The sequence below is a fragment of the Paracoccus sp. J39 genome (assembly GCF_000518925.1).
Classification (GTDB): domain Bacteria; phylum Pseudomonadota; class Alphaproteobacteria; order Rhodobacterales; family Rhodobacteraceae; genus Paracoccus.
Genome location: NZ_JAEN01000007.1, coordinates 1 through 17765 on the forward strand (window position 1 = coordinate 1; position 17765 = coordinate 17765).

Consider the following 17765-nt stretch of genomic DNA (forward strand, 5'->3'; position numbering starts at 1 on the left):
AGCGGTGGCTTGGTGCTGCTGCGGGCGGCGTAAAAGTCGTCCACCTATTCCCTTTCTGCGGCGGCAGGGAGGGCGTGAGGATTTACAGCGTGGACCTATATCTGAGAGTTCGCCAGGCTTGCGCGGAAGGCATGAGCCAGCGGGAAGCGGCGCGGGTGTTCAACATCTCGCGTGACACGGTTGCGAAGATGATGACCTTCTCGGTGCCACCGGGCTACCGACGGACGGCCGAGGTCAGGCGGCCAAAGCTTGATCCTTTCATCCCGATCATCGAGGGCTGGCTGGAGGCGGACCGTTCGATGCCGCGCAAGCAGCGGCAGGTCAGAGGTCGAAGCCTTCCGCCCGGCCGGAGTCCTCTCCGGCGATCAGGGCGTCCTGAAGGGCCTTTACCTTGGCCTCGTGCTCCTCCAGGAGCCGCAGCCCTGCCCGCACCACGTCGCTGGCCGAGCCATAGCGGCCGCCCTTCACCTGCGCGTCGATGAAGCTGACGAAGTGATCGCCGAGCGAAACCGATGTGTTGCGGGACATGCGGGCCTCCTGCGCGTCGATACCAGATATTACCAAAAAATCGTATCATCCGCAATTGCCGGCTCTGGGTTGCCGGATGGGCATATTGGCATAGGCGCATGTTGTCATATGCCCCTTTGCGATGAAGCGTCTGGTCGAGAGTCGCGCGGATTCGTCAGCGCTTGCATCGCCCGCACCTGATCCAGCCGCGCTCTCGCCTCGCCGCTGAAGGATTGCCATGCCGGCGAGGCCTCAATGACCCCGACCAGGGTCGAGGCCGTGTAAGTCGTGCCGAACGCCTGCTTCGCCCCTTGCGCCACATAGGCCACGGTCTCCGGCCATTTCAGCCAGCGCGGGCTGGTATCGGCGAGGCGATGGACCCAACCCGCGACCCCGCGCAGGAAGCCGGACAGACCGCCGAGCAGCCCCCGACCTGTCAGCGGCTGGCGCAGGGCTTCCAGCCCGTCGCTGAGAACCGGCGCCAGCGCGTTGTGCATTTCGCGGTTGCGATCTGCATCGTGATGCGTCCAAGCGCCCATCTCCCCCGGCGTCTCCAGCAGCTCCCGCAGCACCGGGTCGGGATCGATCTGCCGGATGGCGGCGATCAGCCCACCGGCAGCGATGGCATGGACCGTCTCGGCCTCCCGAAGCCGTCTGGCGACCGTGTCCTGCATGACCAGGTCGCGGCGGCGCTCTTCCTCGTCGGCAAGGCGACGAGCCTCTTCGGCGCGCAAGATGGCAATCTCTGCCTCCTTCTGCGCCTTCAGCCGCTCCTGCTCGGCCTTCCACGCAGGCCGGTCCAGACGGCGGCGGCGTGGTCCCGTCCGGGCCTGCCCATGCTTCGCGCCGACCTCGGCGTGATAGCGGTCCTGCCAGCCGCGCATCGCCTGCTTGTAGCTGCGCGACGGCGAACCGGACCAGCCGTGATCCTTGTGCCGGTCCTGCTCGCGATGGCCCTCATGGCAGCGCTTGGCGTCCATGCGCATATTGCCCTCTGCACATATGGGCACGGCCAGCACATGCACATGCGGGTGGGCTTCGTCGCGATGCTCGACGATGCTCACCACCTCGGCCGCGTTGCGCGCGGCATCGACCCTGGCGAAGGCGATCACGTCCTTGCGCCAGCGCAGATAATCGGCCTCATCCATATCCTCGACCGGGTCGGGAAAACTAAAGACGCTGCCGATCATCACATGCGTGTCGCTGCGGATGCTCCGCAGCGCCTCCTTCCGCTCCGGCTGCTCCTTGCGCAATCGGCGCAGCAGCTTGTTTTGTTCGGCGACGCGCTGCTCGATCAGCGCGACCACCTCCGAAGGCCGCATGCCTTCGAGGATGGTGGGCGGCTGCGGATCTTCGACATGCGGGCAGGCCCCGTCCAGCCGCTCGGCCTCATCCGCGACCTCGCTGACCGACCGGCTCTTGCTGTTGCCCTTGCGCGAATAGGTCTGCTTGTGCGCGAAGATCGATTTGCCGCTACGCTCAGACATAACGCAAGCCCTCGCTGAAGCCTGCGGCGCGCACTTCGCTGCGGGAAACCAGCTCCAGGTCCAGCGCCATACGGACCTGCCCGACGCTGAGCGTTCGACACAAAGGGTGACGGGATTTGATCCAGTCGGCAGTTTTTGCCGCATGCGCCGGGGTGGGCACCTGAGGCGATTCCGGCTCGTCCGCGATGTAATCGCGCCAGCGGCCCACCCTGAACCAGTTATCCGAGAAGCAGACCTTTGAGCGCGTATAGCCTGCGGTCTCCAGCGCATAGCGCTTTACAGCCGAGAGAAGCTTTTCATACCCGACCTCCTGCATGGCAGCCTCAACGTGGTGCAGGCAGGCCGCTTCGTTGCGACATCGGTCGGTTGGATAGGCCTTCAATATCTCAAGATATTCAGCCGCCGCCTCGCGCGCGCCTGCGCGCGAAGGTGGTTTATGGATGGTTTCAGGATGGTTTGGGGTCCGCTGTGGACGGGGTACCGGGTCCGCAGCGGACCCCGTTCCGGGTTCACGGTAGACCCCGTCCTCTGTGGACCCCGTCTCATCATCGGGTTCGGCAATGCCCTCCAGGGTGCGGACGGCGGCAAGGGAAATGCGATAGACGACGGTAAAACCGTTCTTGCAGGCACGGCGGCCGGTCTCGATCAGGATGCCTTCGTTCAGGAATTCGTTGATCGTGCGCTTGACGGTGGTTTCGCCAAGCTCGGTGTAGCGCTGGATCGTTCCCTTGGAACACCAGATGCCCGACCCGTCATCGCTGGCCTTGTCGGCCAGAAACATGATGATCTGTTTTCGCACCGGACTACCGAAGCGCCGCCCGGCGCAAAGATTCGCGACCTTCCAGCTCATGCTGCACCTCCCCACGGGGTTGCGCGGCGGGAAACTGTGACATATTCTTTTGTCAGAAGACCTTTGACAGTGCCGTCGGATGGAGTGCCAGCTCCTCCGGCGGCTTTCTTTTGCACAGACAAGGCCCGGAACTGCGGGACACCTGCGTCATAACCTATTGATTTGTATACTGCCGCATTGCACGAATGCGGGACACCACTTCGTTGATTTCGTTCAGTTTTCAGAAGAAGTGGTGGGCGACCCTGGAATCGAACCAGGCATGGGTCTCCCCGGCGGAGTTACAGTCCGCTGCCGCACCTTGCAGCACGTCGCCCGCCGAACGCTCTCGGCGTGGAGGGGTGATTATCCCGCCCGCTCGGGGGCGTCAAGCGGGATGCGGCCAGAATCTTGCGCTTTCTCGGCCGGGCGGCGCGGCGGCCGGAAAACTTGCATTCGGCCGCGATTTCTGCGCAGTCGGAACCATAACCGGGAATCCGACATGGCCGAAAAACCGCAGAAGACCAAGAAGCCCGCCTGGGTCATCGACAAGGAACGCGCCCGCCGCGCCGCCGCGGCCGAAACCGTCTGGCTGTTCGGCCTGCACGCCGTGCGCGACGCGCTGGCCAATCCGCGGCGCGAGAAGCTGCGGCTGGTCGTGACCCGCAACGCGCTGGACCGCCTCGGCCCCCTGCCCGAGGGGCTTGAAGCCGAGATCGCGGATGCCCGCAGCTTCGACCGAACCGTGCCGCTGCCGCCGGAAAGCGTGCATCAGGGCGCGGCGCTGGAGGTGAAGCCGCTGAAATGGGACAGCCTGGCCGATCTGGCGCTGTCGGGCCCGGGGCGGCCGCTGCTGGTGGCGCTGGACCGGGTGACCGACCCGCATAATGTCGGCGCCATCCTGCGCTCGGCCGAGGTCTTCGGCGCGCGCGCGGTCATCGCCCCGGCGCGCCACTCGGCGCCCGAGACCGGGGCGCTGGCCAAGACCGCCTCGGGCGCGCTGGAGCGGCAGCCCTATCTGCGGGTTACCAATCTGGCCGAGGCGCTGATCGAACTGCAGGCCATGGGCTATGTGGTGCTGGGGCTGGACGGCACCGGCACCGAGGCCCTGCCCGGGGCGCTGCGCGAACTGGCGGGCCGGCCGCTCTGCCTGGTGCTGGGGGCCGAGGGCCCCGGCCTGCGCGAGCGCACCCGAGAAACCTGCGATCGCATCCTGCGGATTCCCTTCGCCGCGGATTTCGGCTCGCTCAACGTCTCGAACGCGGCGGCGGTGGCGCTCTATGCCGCTTCACAGAGCTGAGCGCGGCCATCACATCGGCGCTAGAAATCGCCCGGCCGGGTTGAGAATCGGCCATGGCTTTGCCAGATCGAAGGCATCGCCCCTCACCCCAGCGCCGCCATGATTCGACCGTTTCTCGCCAGCCTGCTGCTCGCCTTGCCCGTTTCCGGGGCAATGGCACAGAATTGGGCGCTCGACGGCATGGATCCGGTCTCCTACGGGACCGAGAACGCCGCGGTGCCGGGGCGCACCGATCTGGTCACGGTCTGGCGCGGCCAGGCCTGGCACTTCGCCAGCGAGCATAACCGCAATCTTTTCGAAGCCAATCCAAAGGCTTACGCCCCAGGCTTGGGCGGCCTTTGCGTGGTCGCCCTGTCCGAGGGCCGGTCAGAGCCGGGCAATCCGCGCCATTTCGTGGTGATCGGCCAGCGCACCTATCTGCTGCGTTCGGAACAGGCACGTGAGCGACTTCTTGCCGATCCGCAGCAAATCCTGATGCGCGCCAAGGCCGTCTGGTCGCGCATGAACCCCTGAAACTCACTTTTTTGCGATGGGGGTGGAACTTTTTGGCCACGGTTCCCATTTATTTACCGGACATGACCACGGAACGGTCATGTTCAGATCACTGTCCCTCGTTCCGCGACTTGCGCCCGGCCAGACTACTGGACCGGGCGCTTTTTCCATGCCACTTTCGGTTGAGATCTGGGGGAGGATCATATGAGCCTGGCAATACTTCGCGATATCGGCACCTCGCCGGTCGATGACGACATTGCGCGCATCGCCCGCACGGCGCGCTGCATCGCCATCGTCGGCCTGTCGCCGAACGAGGCCCGACCATCCTGGGGCGTCGCCCGTTACCTGAAATCGCAGGGCTACCGCATCATCCCGGTCAATCCGGGCCATGCCGGCAGCACCATCCTGGACGAAAGGGTCTATCCCGACCTGCGGGCGATTCCGCCCGAAACCGGGGTGGACATGGTGGACATCTTCCGCCGCCCCGAGGCGGTGCCGGCCATCGTCGAGCAAGCCATGGGCCACCTGCCCCGGCTGGGCACGATCTGGATGCAGCTTGGCATCCGCCACCCGATTGCCGCCAGCCGCGCCCGCGCCCGCGGCCTGACGGTGATCGAGGACCGTTGCCCCAAGATCGAGTTCCCGCGCTTTCTCTAGCGCGGCCCGAAGCGCATGAAAAAGGCCCCGGGACCTTTGGGATCCGGGGCCTTGCCTTGTCCGGGTTGCGGTCAGACGCCGGAATAGAGCCCTTCGTAGATCGGCCCCAGCGTATCGACCTCGAAAAGCGAGCTGACCGAGGTGCCGTTCCAGATGTTCAGGATCGCCTGGGCGAACATCGGCGCGGTCGGCACGATGCGGATGTTCGAGGCGGATCTCACCTTCTCGGTCGGCTCGATGGAATCGGTGATCACCAGCGATTTCATCACCGAGCCCTGCACCCGCTCGACCGCCGGGCCGGAAAGGACGCCGTGGGTGATATAGGCATGCACCTCGGTCGCGCCGTGCTCGGTCAGCACCTGCGCCGCCTTGCACAGCGTGCCGGCGGTATCGCAGATGTCGTCGACGATGATGCAGGTCTTGCCGGTCACGTCGCCGATCACCGTCATCTCGGCCACCTCGCCCGGCTTCTCGCGGCGCTTGTCGACGATGGCCAAGGGCGCGCCGATGCGCTGCGCCAGTTCCCGCGCCCGCGCCACGCCGCCCACATCGGGCGAGATCACCATCAGATCGGACAGCCGCTCGCGGAAATGATGCTTGATGTCCAGGGCAAAGACCGGCGCGGCATAGAGGTTGTCCACCGGAATATCGAAAAAGCCCTGGATCTGCGCCGCGTGCAGGTCCAGCGTCAGCACCCGGTCCACCCCCGCCTCGGTCAGCAGGTTGGCGACCAGCTTGGCGCTGATCGGCGTGCGGGCCTTGGCGCGGCGGTCCTGGCGGGCATAGCCGAAATAGGGGATCACCGCGGTGATGCGCGCCGCCGACGAACGCTTCAGCGCGTCGGTCATGATCAGCAGCTCCATCAGGTTGTCATTGGCCGGGTTCGAGGTCGGCTGGATGATGAACATGTCCTCGCCGCGGACGTTCTCATAGACCTCGACGAAGATCTCCTGATCGTTGAAACGCTCGACCCGCGCCTCGACGGGGGCGACATTCATCCCGCGATGCATCGACATGCGGCGGGCGATGGCATTGGCCAGAGGCCGGTTCGCATTCCCCGCGATGAGCTTCGGTTCGGTCATGGCCGGCATGGGCTTTCCCTGTCTGGATTCGTGCGATTGCACCCCGCTTAGCACCGGGCTAGCCTGCCCGCAAACCCCGGAGGCTCACCCATGGCGCATATCGACTATTACTTCGGCACACCCAGCCCCTGGGCCTATCTGGCCGGCGACCGGCTCGAACGGATCGCCGCGGGCCACGGCGCGACGATCACCTACAAGCCGGTGGATCTGCTGCAGCTTTTCGACCGCACCGGCGGCGTGCGGCCGGCGAACCGCCACCCCTCGCGGATGGAATACCGCGCGCAGGAGTTGCGGCGCTGGTCCGAGCATCTGGGCATGCCCCTGAAGCTGAAGCCCGCCTTCTGGCCGGTGAACCCGGCGCCCTCCTCCTATGCCATCATCGCCGCGCAAGAGGCCGGCGGCGGCGACCTGCCGGGGCTGGTGCAGGGCTTCCTGCGCGCGGTCTGGGCCGAGGATGCCGACATCGCCGACGACGCGGTGATCCGCGACAGGCTCGCCGCCGCCGGCTTCGATCCCGAGCTTGCCAACAAGGGCCTGTTTGTCGGGGCCGAGACCTTCGGCCGCAACCTCGAAGAGGCGGTCGAGGCCGGCGTCTTCGGCTCGCCCTTCTATGTGGTGCGCGAAAGCGGCGAGCGTTTCTGGGGCCAGGACCGGCTGGATTTTCTCGACCGGCACCTGGAAAGCCTGTGAGCGCGCTGCATCTGAGGCGCTGGCCGGGGCACGAGGACCGCCCGGCCCTGGCGCTGCATTGCATGATGGGCAATGCCCGCTATTGGCGGCCCATCGCCGCGGATCTGCACGACCGCGTGCAGATCGCCGCGCCCGACCTGCCCGGCCATGGCCAGAGCCCCGACTGGGCCGGCGGGCCGCCCGATTACCATACCTTCGTGACCCGCGAGGCGGCGTCGCTGATCGACCGGCCGCTGGACCTGATCGGGCACAGCATGGGCGCCACCGTCGCGCTGCGCATCGCCGTGGCGGCGCCCGAGGCAGTGCGCAGCCTGACCCTGATCGAGCCGGTGCTGTTCGCCGCCGCGCCCGAGGCCATGAACGACGCGCTGCTGGACGATATCGCGGCGCGGCTTGCCGCCGGCGCGGATGCCGAGGCGGCCGAGGCTTTCCTGGCCATCTGGGGCGGGCTCGACTGGCAATCGCAGACCCCCGCGGGCAAGGCGCGCCTGGCGCGGCAGATCCATCTGGTCCAGGCCAGCAACGAGGCGCTGCGCCAGGATACCGCCAATATCCTGCGCGAGGGCGGGCTGGAGGCCATCGACGCGCCGGTGCTGATCGTCATGGGCGAGGAATCCCCGCCGGTGATCCCGGCAATCGCCGACGCGCTGGCGGCCCGCCTGCCGGATGTCGGGCGCGCCCGCGTTCCGGGGGCCGGCCACATGCTGCCGATCACCCATCCCCGGCAGGTCGCCGAGCTGATCGGGCTGAATCTGGACCGCGCCTGAGCGGCGGATCATTCCAGATCCCAGTCCTCCTCATGCCGGACCGGGCCGACGGCCAACCAGCTGGCCCGCACCCGCGCCACGCGGGTGTCGCCCCAGGTGCGGAACTGCAGCGCGAAACCCTGCCGGGTGATGTTCACCGCCTGGATGTCGGCGCGCTGGTTGGCGTTGCGGTCGATGTCCCACATGCTCAGCGAGACATGCACCACCGGCGGCTCGGCGAAGCTTTCGTCAAAGCGCACGTCCTGGGTTTCGACCCGCGGGCCGTGGCCGGTCCACATCGGCCCGCCGCTCTCGAAGGCCGAAAACATCTCGGCCGAGCCCTGGGCGACGCCCACGGCGAAATGTCCAAAACGTCTCAAGGCGCGCTCCTCCCTTCGCACCATGAAATTCCACGGCAGCGGATAAATAAAGCCCCGGGAAAACCGGGGCTTATTATCCTTTTAGTCAATATCCAGCTAATGCGGGAAATTGGCCTGGTTCGGGTCCAGCCCGATATGGGTGCCAAGCGCCTCCATGTCGGCCAGCAGCTTGACCGCGGCGGCGACCAGCTCCTCTCCGGCAGATTCGCGTTCCTTGGCGGCCTGAACGCGACGATGGGCCTGGGCCATCATCTCGTTGAAGACCTCCTGGGTCATCTCGGCCCGGGGATGCCCGCGTTCGGCCAGCAGGGTGACGGAGTCGTTGTTGATCTCGGCGAAGCCGCCGGTCACCGCGAATTCCGTCTCGGACCCGTCGCCTGCCACCACGGTCACCAGACCGGGGCGCAGGTTGACGATGGCCGGCGCATGGCCGGGCATCGCCGTCAGGTCGCCCTCGGCGCCGGGCAGGCGCACCTCGCGCACCGGGACGGAAACCAGGTTCCGTTCCGGCGAGACGAGGTCGAACTGCATCGTGTCGGCCATGTCGCCTCCTTACGCCGCGTCAGCGGCGAGACGCTGAGCCTTGGCTTTCACTTCCTCGATGCCGCCGACCATGTAGAAGGCCGCTTCCGGCAGGTGGTCGTATTCGCCGGCCACCACCGCCTTGAACGAGCGGATCGTGTCCTCCAGCGGCACCTGCACGCCATCAGAGCCGGTGAAGACCTTGGCCACGTCGAAGGGCTGCGACAGGAAACGCTGGATCTTGCGGGCGCGGGCCACGGTCAGCTTGTCCTCTTCCGACAGCTCGTCCATGCCGAGAATGGCGATGATGTCCTGCAGCGACTTGTATTTCTGCAGGATGCCCTGGACGTCGCGGGCGACCTGGTAATGCTCTTCGCCGACGATGGCCGGATCGAGGATCCGCGAGGTCGAGTCGAGCGGGTCAACCGCCGGATAGATGCCAAGCTCCGAGATCGCGCGCGACAGCACGGTCGTGGCGTCGAGATGCGCGAAGGAGGTCGCCGGCGCCGGGTCGGTCAGGTCGTCGGCCGGAACGTAGATTGCCTGCACCGAGGTGATCGAGCCGGCCTTGGTCGAGGTGATGCGTTCCTGCAGCGCGCCCATGTCGGTGGCCAGCGTCGGCTGGTAGCCCACGGCCGAGGGGATGCGGCCCAGAAGCGCCGACACCTCGGAACCCGCCTGGGTGAAGCGGAAGATGTTGTCCACGAAGAACAGCACATCGGTGCCCGACTGGTCGCGGAACTGTTCGGCCAGGGTCAGGCCGGTCAGCGCCACGCGCATCCGCGCCCCCGGAGGCTCGTTCATCTGGCCATAGACCAGCGCCACCTGCGATTGCGACAGGTTGTCGGGCTTGATGACGCCCGATTCCACCATCTCGTGGTAAAGGTCGTTGCCTTCGCGGGTCCGCTCGCCCACGCCCGCGAACACCGAATAGCCCGAATGCACCTTGGCGATGTTGTTGATCAGTTCCATGATCAGAACCGTCTTGCCCACGCCGGCGCCGCCGAACAGGCCGATCTTGCCGCCCTTGGAATAGGGGGCCAGCAGGTCGATGACCTTGATGCCGGTGACGAGGATCTCGGACGCGGTCGCCTGGGCGGCGAAATCCGGGGCCGGCTGGTGGATGGCGCGGGTCTCGGACGCCTCGACCGGGCCGCCTTCATCGACCGGCTCGCCGACGACGTTCAGGATGCGGCCCAGGGTCGCATCGCCGACCGGAACCATGATCGGGCCGCCGGTATCCTTCACCGGCAGGCCGCGGACCAGACCTTCGGTCGCGTCCATGGCGATGGTGCGGACGGTGTTCTCGCCCAGGTGCTGGGCCACTTCCAGCACCAGGCGCTTGCCGTTGTTCTCGGTTTCCAGAGCGTTCAGAATCGCGGGAAGCTGGCCGTCGAACTGCACGTCGACGACGGCGCCGATCACCTGCGTGATTTTTCCATTGGCCTCTGCCATGTCTCTACCTCTACGTGTCAGAGCGCCTCTGCGCCCGAGATGATTTCAATCAGTTCCTTGGTGATCGCGGCCTGACGCGAGCGGTTGTATTCCGTCGTCAGCCTGTCGATCATGTCGCCGGCATTGCGCGTGGCGTTGTCCATGGCGGTCATCCGCGCGCCCTGTTCCGAGGCCGCGTTCTCCAGCAGCGCCGCAAAGACCTGCGTCGCCACCGAGCGCGGCAGCAGGTCGTTCAGGATCGCGTGCTCGTCCGGTTCGTAGTCATAGAGCGCCGAAGCCTCGGCCTCGCCCTCCTCGACCACGGCGGGGATGATCTGCCGGGCGGTCGGAACCTGGCTGATGACGGATTCGAAGCGGTTGTAGAACAGCGTCGCCACGTCGAACCCGCCGGCGTCGAACCGGTCGAGAATCTCGTCGGCGATGGCGCGCGCATTGTCATAGCCGATGCGCTTGACCTCGCTCATGTCGACGTGATGGACGAAGAGCTCGCCATATTCGCGCTTGAGCTGCTCGCGGCCCTTCTTGCCGACGGTCAGGATCGACACCTGCTTGCCCTGCGCCTGCAGGTCCTGCAGGCGCTGGCGGGCGAGCTTGACGATGGACGAGTTGAACCCGCCCGCAAGCCCGCGCTCCGAGGTCATCACCACCAGCAGGTGACGGCGATCCTCGCCGGTCCCCGCCAGCAGCCGCGGCGCCAGGTCCGAGCCCACCGCCGCAGCGGTCAGCCCGGCCATCACCGAGGCCATCCGGTCGGCATAGGGGCGCGCGGCTTCCGCCGCTTCCTGCGCGCGGCGCAGTTTCGCGGCGGCGACCATCTGCATCGCCTTGGTGATCTTGCGCGTGTTCTTGACGCTGCCGATCCGGTTCTTGAGATCCTTGAGGCTGGGCATCTATCCCTCCCCTCAGGCGTAGGTCTTGGCGTAGCCGTCCAGCGCTGCCTTGATCGCATCCTCAAGCTCGCCCGCCACCTTGCGGTCGTTCCTGGTCATGTCCTCAAGCAGATCGGCCTTCTGGTTGCGCAGATACTGGATCAGCCCCTGCTCCCATTTGGTCACGTCGCGGACCGGGATGCCGTCCAGATAGCCCTTGGTGCCGGCATAGATGACGATGACGATCTCGGCATTGGTCAGCGGCGAGTATTGCGGCTGCTTCATCAGCTCGGTCAGGCGGGCGCCGCGGTTCAGGAGCTTCTGCGTCGCGGCGTCGAGGTCCGAGCCGAACTGCGCGAAGGCCGCCATCTCGCGATACTGCGCCAGTTCCAGCTTGACCGGGCCGGCGACGGATTTCATCGCCTTGGTCTGGGCGGCCGAGCCGACGCGCGACACCGAAAGGCCGGTGTTCACGGCCGGGCGGATGCCCTGGAAGAACAGCTCGGTTTCCAGGAAGATCTGGCCGTCGGTGATCGAGATCACGTTGGTCGGGATATAGGCCGACACGTCGCCCGCCTGGGTCTCGATGATCGGCAGCGCGGTCAGCGAGCCGCCGCCATTGGCCTCGTTCAGCTTGGCCGAACGCTCCAGCAGGCGCGAATGCAGGTAGAACACGTCGCCCGGATAGGCCTCGCGCCCCGGCGGGCGGCGCAGCAGCAGCGACATCTGGCGATAGGCCACGGCCTGCTTCGACAGGTCGTCATAGATGATCAGCGCATCCATGCCGTTGTCGCGGAAATACTCGCCCATGGCGGTGGCCGAATAGGGCGCCAGATACTGCATCGGCGCCGGGTCCGAGGCGGTCGCGGCCACGACGGTGGTGTAGGCCATGGCGCCGGTCTCTTCCAGCTTCTTCACCAGCTGGGCCACGGTCGAGCGCTTCTGGCCGACGGCGACATAGATGCAGTGCAGGGTCTTCATGCCATCGGCCTCGCGGCCGTTGTAGTTCGCCTGGTTCAGGATGGTGTCCAGCGCGATGGCGGTCTTGCCGGTCTGGCGGTCGCCGATGATCAGCTCGCGCTGGCCGCGGCCGACCGGGATCATGGCGTCCACCGATTTCAGGCCGGTCGCCATCGGCTCGTGCACCGATTTGCGCGGCATGATGCCGGGGGCCTTGACGTCGGCGATGCGGCGCTCCGAGGCGTTCAGCGGGCCCTTGCCGTCGATCGGGTTGCCGAGCGCGTCCACGACGCGGCCCAGCAGCTCCTTGCCGGCGGGAACCTCCACGATGGCGCCGGTCCGCTTGACGGTGTCGCCTTCCTTGATGTCGCGGTCGTCGCCGAAGATCACGACGCCGACGTTGTCGGTTTCAAGGTTCAGCACCATGCCGCGGATGCCGCCCGGGAACTCGACCATCTCGCCGGCCTGAACCTTGTCCAGGCCATAGACGCGGGCGATGCCGTCACCGACGGACAGCACCTGCCCGACCTCGGCCACCTCGGCGTCCTGACCGAAATTCTTGATCTGATCCTTGAGGATGGCCGAGATTTCGGCTGCCTGGATTCCCATTATCCGACCTCTTTCATAGCATTCTGGAGGGAGGCGAGCTTCGAGCGGATCGAGCTGTCGATCATCTGCGAGCCCAGTTTGACGATCATGCCGCCGATGAGGCTTTCATCGACGCGCGCGTTCAGTTTGACCTTCTTGCCCGATTTCGCGGCCAGCGTGTCCGCAAGGCGGGTCTTCTGTTCGTCGCTCAGCGCCTGGGCGCTGACCACGTCGGCGGTGACTTCGCCCTTGGCGTCGGCGATCAGGCCGCGCAGCTTGGCCACGAACTGCGGCAGGGCGAACAGCCGGCGGTTCCGGGCCATCAGGCGCAGCGTGTTGGCCAGCTCGGCCGACAGGCCCATGCGCCCGGCCAGTGCGCCGATCGCGGCCTCCTGCTGCTGACGGTCGTAAAGGGGCGAGACGGTCAGAGCGCGCAGATCCTCGCTGGCGTCAAAGGCCGAGGCCAGATCGTCGATCTGGGCGGAGAGGGCGTCGAGGCCGCCCGAGTCCCGAACCAGATCGAACAGGGCCTGCGCGTAACGCCCGGCGATATCAGCGGAAATCGAAGCGGAATTGGCCACGGTCATCCTTCCGGTTAGCGCAAGCTCCGCTGGCGGGCCGGCTGGCGGGCCGGTCTGTCGCGGAGCGCGGGTCAAGGGTCGGCCCTGGCATGGATCGGGCTGAGGCCTTCCCGAAATCTGCGGCGTCTCTAGCAGGTGATTTTCCCTGCCGCAACCGCCTTGAACACGGAAATATGAGGCTTTGCGACCCTTGGCGGAGCGGCGCGGCGACCGATTGCGCAAACATGCGGCCCACCCCGCCCTTCGCGCGCGCGAACAGATTCCCTTTTTCCCATCCCGTCGTGTCCGAAAGGCACCGAGGCGGGCCCGCGCAGCTGCGCCTCGGCGCGCCGCAGCCGCCGGAACCAAGCCCGCGGCCCGGCCGGCGCGCGAACAGGATTCGCCGCCCCCTGCCCAACCCCCGGGATTCGCCCGGAACCCGAGCGGCGCCGGCCCCGTCAGCCGGGATCCCGGGCCGTGCGTCCTGCGCCCTGCCCCGCCGGCCGCGGCCGGGCGATCCCCTCCAGAACGTCGAGCGGGCTCGGCACGCTGACACGCCGTCCGGGCCCGACCGGCGCCTGCACCTGCTTGGAAAACTCGGTCAGCACCACCCCCGCCACCAGCACCTGGCTGATGCGCAGGCCGGCCCGCTCCCACATCTGCGCGCTTTTCAGCCAGAAGCGGCGGTCCGAGGGCGGGATGTAGAGCGCCGCGCCCGTGCGTTCGGTGACGAAGCCGGCGGCGCGGGCCTGCACCTCGAGCTGGCCCGCCGTATAGCTGCGGCCAAGGCCGAAGGGCGTGGACTCGGACCGCGCCCAGAGCCCGGCCCGGTTCGGCACCATGGCCAGCATCCGCCCCCCCGGCCCCAAGACACGCCAGGCCTCGTCCAGCAGCACCGCCGGATGGTCCGCCGTCTCCAGCGCATGCAGCAGCACCAGCCGGTCGACGCTGCCGGTATCCAGCGGCCAGGCCGTCTCCTCGCACAGCACCGAGCAGTTCGACATCCCGGCCGGCCAGGCCATCACCCCCTGCGGCCCCGGCATCAGCGAAACCACCCGCCGCGCCCGCGCCAGATAGGGCCGCATCAGCGGCGCGGCGAAGCCGAAGCCGGCGACCGTCATGCCCTGCGTCTGCTCCGGCGGCCACAGCGCCGTCAGCCGGTCGCGCAGCACGCGCTGCACCACCCGGCCCAGGGCGCGGGTGTAGTAGAATTTCCGCAGCTCGAACACGTCGTGATGCATTGCGCCTCCGGCCTCCCGGGGCCAGACTGCGGCAAAGAGAGGAGTTTGCCAATGCCGCTGGAGCTGGTTCCCGTCCGCTGCCTGACCGACAACTATGCCTGGCTGCTGCACGGAAACGGGCAGACGGCGCTGGTCGATGCGCCCGAGGCCGCGCCCATCCTGCAGGAGCTGCAGGCGCGTGGCTGGTCGCTGGACCAGATCGCGCTGACCCATCACCATGCCGACCACATCCAGGCCGTGCCCGAGCTGGTCGGGAAAACCGGCGCGCAGGTGATCGGCAATGCCGATGACGCCGCCCGCCTGCCGCCGCTGGACCGCCCGGTCCGCCCCGGCGAGCGTTTCGCCCTGTGCGGCGAGACGGCCGAGGTCCTCGACGTCTCCGGCCATACCGTCGGCCATGTCGCCTTCCACCTGCCGGGCTCGGCCATGGTCTTCACCGCCGACAGCCTGATGGCGCTCGGCTGCGGCCGGCTGTTCGAGGGCGATGCGGAAATGATGTGGGCCTCGCTGTCGCGGCTGAATGCGCTGCCGGCCGAGACGCTGGTCTGCTCGGGCCACGATTATTGCCGCGGCAATGGCGCCTTCGCCCTTTCGGTCGATCCCGACAATGCCGCGCTGCAGAAAAGACTGGCCGAAACCGCCTCGGGCGCCCGGCCCTGCGCGCCCTCGACCCTGGCCGAGGAACGGGCGACGAATCCCTTCCTGCGAGTCGCGGAACTTGCTGATTCCCTTGGATTGTCCGGGGAAACCGATGCCCGGGTCTTTGCCGAGCTGCGCGCCAGGAAGGACCGATTCTGAACCATTTCTGCAACGCGGCAAGATTATTCGGCGGCAGGCCGGCCCCGCGCGCGGCCGGTCGCCTGCGCCGGACCATCTGCTTGAAATCTGGCCACGGGGATATCACATCTGCCTCAACCGCGGGAAAATCCGCAGGCGTAAAAGCAAATACCGCTTGAATTGCGGCCAAATCCACCAAATCTTAACTGTATCGTGACAGTCTGGTCAGGTGGACCGCTAAATCTGGCGGCCCATACCGCCAGCCGACTGACAGGAGCTTGAAGTGCCGTCCTTTTCGACCTCGTTGGAACAGGCCATCCATGCCGCGCTTGCGCTGGCCAACGAACATCGCCATGAGCTTGCCACGCTCGAGCACCTGCTGCTCGCGCTGACGGAGGAGCCCGATGCCGTGAAGGTAATGCGGGCCTGCAATGTCGATCTGGACGAGTTGCGCCGGATGCTGGTCGAGTTCATCGAAGACGACCTTTCGACCCTCATCACCGATGTCGAGGGTTCCGAGGCCGTCCCCACCGCCGCATTCCAGCGCGTGATCCAGCGCGCCGCGATCCATGTCCAAAGCTCGGGCCGGACCGAGGTGACGGGGGCCAATGTCCTTGTCGCCATCTTCGCCGAGCGGGAATCGAACGCCGCCTTCTTCCTGCAAGAGCTGGACATGACCCGCTACGACGCGGTGAACTTCATCGCCCATGGCGTCGCCAAGAACCCGTCCTTCTCGGAAAACCGCCCGGTGCAGGGCTCCGAGCAGCAGGGCGAACAGGCCCAGGCCGAACAGGTGCAGGCCAAGGACGAATCCGCGCTGGCGAAATATTGCGTGAACCTGAACAAGAAGGCCTCCAAGGGCGATGTCGATCCGCTGATCGGCCGCGCCGACGAGGTCGAGCGCTGCATCCAGGTGCTCTGCCGCCGGCGCAAGAACAACCCGCTGCTGGTCGGCGATCCGGGGGTCGGCAAGACCGCCATCGCCGAGGGCCTGGCGCTCAAGATCACCCGCGGCGAGACGCCGGACGTGCTGGCCGGCTCGACCATCTTCTCGCTCGACATGGGCGCGCTGCTGGCCGGCACCCGCTATCGCGGCGATTTCGAGGAGCGGCTGAAAGCGGTGGTCAAGGAGCTGGAAGAGCATCCCGACGCCATCCTCTTCATAGACGAGATCCATACCGTGATCGGCGCCGGCGCCACCTCGGGCGGCGCCATGGACGCCTCGAACCTGCTGAAGCCGGCGCTGGCCGGCGGCAAGCTGCGCTGCATGGGCTCGACCACCTACAAGGAGTTCCGCCAGCATTTCGAAAAGGACCGCGCGCTGTCGCGCCGCTTCCAGAAGATCGACGTGAACGAGCCGACCGTGCCCGACACGATCAAGATCCTGATGGGGCTGAAGCCCAGCTTCGAAAAGCATCACGATCTGCGCTATACCAATGACGCGATCAAGATGGCGGTCGAGCTCTCGGCCCGCTACATCCACGACCGCAAGCTGCCCGACAAAGCCATCGACGTGATCGACGAGGCCGGCGCGGCGCAGCATCTGGTCAGCGAAAGCAAGCGCCGCAAGACCATCGGCCCGAAGGAGATCGAGGCCGTGGTGGCCAAGATCGCCCGCATCCCGCCGAAAAGCGTCTCCAAGGACGATGCGGCGGTGCTCAAGGACCTCGACGCGACGCTCAAGCGCCTGGTCTTCGGCCAGGATGCGGCGATCGAGGCGTTGTCCTCGGCGATCAAGCTGGCCCGGGCCGGACTGCGCGAGCCGGAAAAGCCGATCGGCAACTATCTCTTCGCCGGCCCCACCGGCGTCGGCAAGACCGAGGTCGCCAAGCAGCTGGCCGCGACCCTCGGCGTCGAGCTGCTGCGTTTCGACATGTCCGAATACATGGAGAAACATGCGGTCAGCCGGCTGATCGGCGCGCCTCCGGGCTATGTGGGCTTCGACCAGGGCGGGCTTCTGACCGACGGGGTGGACCAGCATCCGCATTGCGTGCTGCTGCTGGACGAGATCGAAAAGGCGCATCCGGATGTCTACAACATCCTGCTGCAGGTCATGGACCACGGCAAGCTCACCGACCATAACGGCCGCCAAGTGGATTTCCGCAACGTGATCCTGATCATGACCTCGAACGCGGGGGCGGCGGACCAGGCCAAGGCCGCCTTCGGCTTCGGCCGCGAGCGCCGCGAGGGCGAGGATACCGCCGCCATCGAGCGCACCTTCACGCCGGAATTCCGCAACCGGCTGGATGCGGTGATCAGCTTCGCGCCGCTCTCGCGCGAGATCATCGTCCAGGTGGTCGAGAAGTTCGTCCTCCAGCTCGAGGCGCAGCTGATCGACCGCGGCGTGCATATCGAGCTGACGCCGGAAGCCGCCGACTGGCTGGCCGAACGCGGCTATGACGAGAAGATGGGCGCCCGCCCGCTGGGCCGGGTGATCCAGGAATCGATCAAGAAACCGCTGGCCGAGGAACTGCTGTTCGGCCGCCTGACCAAGGGCGGCGTGGTCCGGGTGAGGATCGAGGACGACAAGCCCGTCTTCGACATCACCGGACCCGAAACGCCCAGGATCAGCAATTCCAAGCCGCCGCTGCTGACGGCGGACTGATACCGCCCAAAGCCTTTGGGG

General features: G+C 66.7%; 18 protein-coding genes, 1 tRNA gene and 1 pseudogene. 8 read left to right on the forward strand and 12 right to left on the reverse strand.

Annotated features, from left to right (window positions below; all coding sequences use genetic code 11):
- Window positions 1-131: 131 nt before the first annotated feature.
- Window positions 132-332: pseudogene (locus tag L632_RS23790) on the forward strand (IS21 family transposase); the annotation flags it as partial.
- Here L632_RS23790 and L632_RS22255 read toward each other — a convergent pair.
- The 4 genes from L632_RS22255 to L632_RS0108420 all read right to left on the reverse strand — a co-directional run bounded on the left by L632_RS22255 (window position 322) and on the right by L632_RS0108420 (window position 3158).
- A complete protein-coding gene (locus tag L632_RS22255; protein ID WP_051476400.1) occupies window positions 322-528 on the reverse strand; it encodes a type II toxin-antitoxin system ParD family antitoxin in 207 nt (68 codons plus the stop codon). The pseudogene L632_RS23790 and the gene L632_RS22255 sit on opposite strands and share 11 nt — an antisense overlap.
- 104 nt (window positions 529-632) lie before the next feature.
- Entirely contained in the window at window positions 633-1994 is a 1362-nt protein-coding gene (locus tag L632_RS0108410; protein WP_028716619.1) for a plasmid recombination protein, read from the reverse strand.
- The gene (locus L632_RS0108415) at window positions 1987-2844 is read right to left on the reverse strand and encodes a hypothetical protein (protein ID WP_028716620.1); all 858 of its coding nucleotides are present in this window, start codon (window positions 2842-2844) and stop codon (window positions 1987-1989) included. Before L632_RS0108415 ends, L632_RS0108410 begins: the two co-directional genes overlap by 8 nt.
- A 230-nt stretch (window positions 2845-3074) precedes the next feature.
- Window positions 3075-3158: transfer RNA gene (locus L632_RS0108420), tRNA-Tyr, on the reverse strand.
- Window positions 3159-3322: 164 nt separating this feature from the next.
- On the opposite strand from L632_RS0108420, the gene rlmB reads away from it, so the two are divergent.
- The 3 genes from rlmB (at window position 3323) to L632_RS0108435 (ending at window position 5269) form a co-directional block, all read left to right on the forward strand.
- Window positions 3323-4120 (forward strand): 23S rRNA (guanosine(2251)-2'-O)-methyltransferase RlmB, encoded by a 798-nt coding sequence (gene rlmB / locus L632_RS0108425; RefSeq protein ID WP_028712148.1) that lies wholly within the window; start codon window positions 3323-3325, stop codon window positions 4118-4120.
- A 99-nt stretch (window positions 4121-4219) separates the two neighbouring features.
- Entirely contained in the window at window positions 4220-4633 is a 414-nt protein-coding gene (locus L632_RS0108430) for a YHS domain-containing (seleno)protein (protein ID WP_028712149.1), read from the forward strand.
- Window positions 4634-4816: 183 nt separating this feature from the next.
- Complete coding sequence (locus tag L632_RS0108435) at window positions 4817-5269, forward strand: CoA-binding protein (protein WP_028712150.1); 453 nt, start codon at window positions 4817-4819, stop codon at window positions 5267-5269.
- Window positions 5270-5340: 71 nt separating this feature from the next.
- Here L632_RS0108435 and L632_RS0108440 read toward each other — a convergent pair whose 3' ends face one another.
- Window positions 5341-6360: a ribose-phosphate pyrophosphokinase gene (locus L632_RS0108440; RefSeq protein ID WP_028712151.1), complete on the reverse strand. Its 1020-nt coding sequence runs from the start codon at window positions 6358-6360 to the stop codon at window positions 5341-5343.
- An 81-nt stretch (window positions 6361-6441) separates the two neighbouring features.
- Here L632_RS0108440 and L632_RS0108445 point away from each other — a divergent pair, with 81 nt between their 5' ends.
- On the forward strand, window positions 6442-7041 hold the full coding sequence (locus tag L632_RS0108445; RefSeq protein ID WP_028712152.1) for a 2-hydroxychromene-2-carboxylate isomerase: 600 nt from the start codon (window positions 6442-6444) through the stop codon (window positions 7039-7041).
- Window positions 7038-7808 carry an alpha/beta fold hydrolase gene (locus L632_RS0108450; RefSeq protein ID WP_028716621.1) on the forward strand — a complete coding sequence of 257 codons (771 nt, stop codon included), beginning with the start codon at window positions 7038-7040 and terminating at the stop codon, window positions 7806-7808. The genes L632_RS0108445 and L632_RS0108450 overlap by 4 nt, the downstream gene beginning before the upstream one ends.
- A gap of 8 nt (window positions 7809-7816) precedes the next feature.
- Here L632_RS0108450 and L632_RS0108455 read toward each other — a convergent pair whose 3' ends face one another.
- The 7 genes from L632_RS0108455 to L632_RS0108485 form a co-directional block, all read right to left on the reverse strand.
- On the reverse strand, window positions 7817-8167 hold the full coding sequence (locus L632_RS0108455; RefSeq protein ID WP_028712154.1) for an H-type lectin domain-containing protein: 351 nt from the start codon (window positions 8165-8167) through the stop codon (window positions 7817-7819).
- 96 nt (window positions 8168-8263) lie between these two features.
- The gene (locus L632_RS0108460; RefSeq protein WP_028712155.1) at window positions 8264-8710 is read right to left on the reverse strand and encodes a F0F1 ATP synthase subunit epsilon; all 447 of its coding nucleotides are present in this window, start codon (window positions 8708-8710) and stop codon (window positions 8264-8266) included.
- Between the two features lie 9 nt (window positions 8711-8719).
- Entirely contained in the window at window positions 8720-10144 is a 1425-nt protein-coding gene (gene atpD / locus L632_RS0108465) for a F0F1 ATP synthase subunit beta (protein WP_028716622.1), read from the reverse strand.
- Between the two features lie 17 nt (window positions 10145-10161).
- The gene (locus tag L632_RS0108470; protein WP_028716623.1) at window positions 10162-11034 is read right to left on the reverse strand and encodes a F0F1 ATP synthase subunit gamma; all 873 of its coding nucleotides are present in this window, start codon (window positions 11032-11034) and stop codon (window positions 10162-10164) included.
- Between the two features lie 12 nt (window positions 11035-11046).
- Entirely contained in the window at window positions 11047-12582 is a 1536-nt protein-coding gene (gene atpA, locus L632_RS0108475; RefSeq protein ID WP_028712158.1) for a F0F1 ATP synthase subunit alpha, read from the reverse strand.
- Window positions 12582-13142, reverse strand: a complete 561-nt coding sequence (locus L632_RS0108480; protein ID WP_198021811.1) for a F0F1 ATP synthase subunit delta — start codon at window positions 13140-13142, stop codon at window positions 12582-12584. Before L632_RS0108480 ends, atpA begins: the two co-directional genes overlap by 1 nt.
- Window positions 13143-13579: 437 nt before the next feature.
- Complete coding sequence (locus L632_RS0108485) at window positions 13580-14362, reverse strand: methyltransferase domain-containing protein (RefSeq protein WP_028712160.1); 783 nt, start codon at window positions 14360-14362, stop codon at window positions 13580-13582.
- A gap of 51 nt (window positions 14363-14413) precedes the next feature.
- Here L632_RS0108485 and gloB point away from each other — a divergent pair, with 51 nt between their 5' ends.
- Together gloB and clpA are read left to right on the forward strand one after the other, a co-directional pair.
- Window positions 14414-15160: a hydroxyacylglutathione hydrolase gene (gene gloB, locus L632_RS0108490; RefSeq protein ID WP_028712161.1), complete on the forward strand. Its 747-nt coding sequence runs from the start codon at window positions 14414-14416 to the stop codon at window positions 15158-15160.
- A gap of 262 nt (window positions 15161-15422) precedes the next feature.
- Window positions 15423-17744 (forward strand): ATP-dependent Clp protease ATP-binding subunit ClpA, encoded by a 2322-nt coding sequence (gene clpA, locus L632_RS0108495; RefSeq protein WP_028712162.1) that lies wholly within the window; start codon window positions 15423-15425, stop codon window positions 17742-17744.
- The last annotated feature ends 21 nt before the right edge of the window (window positions 17745-17765 follow it).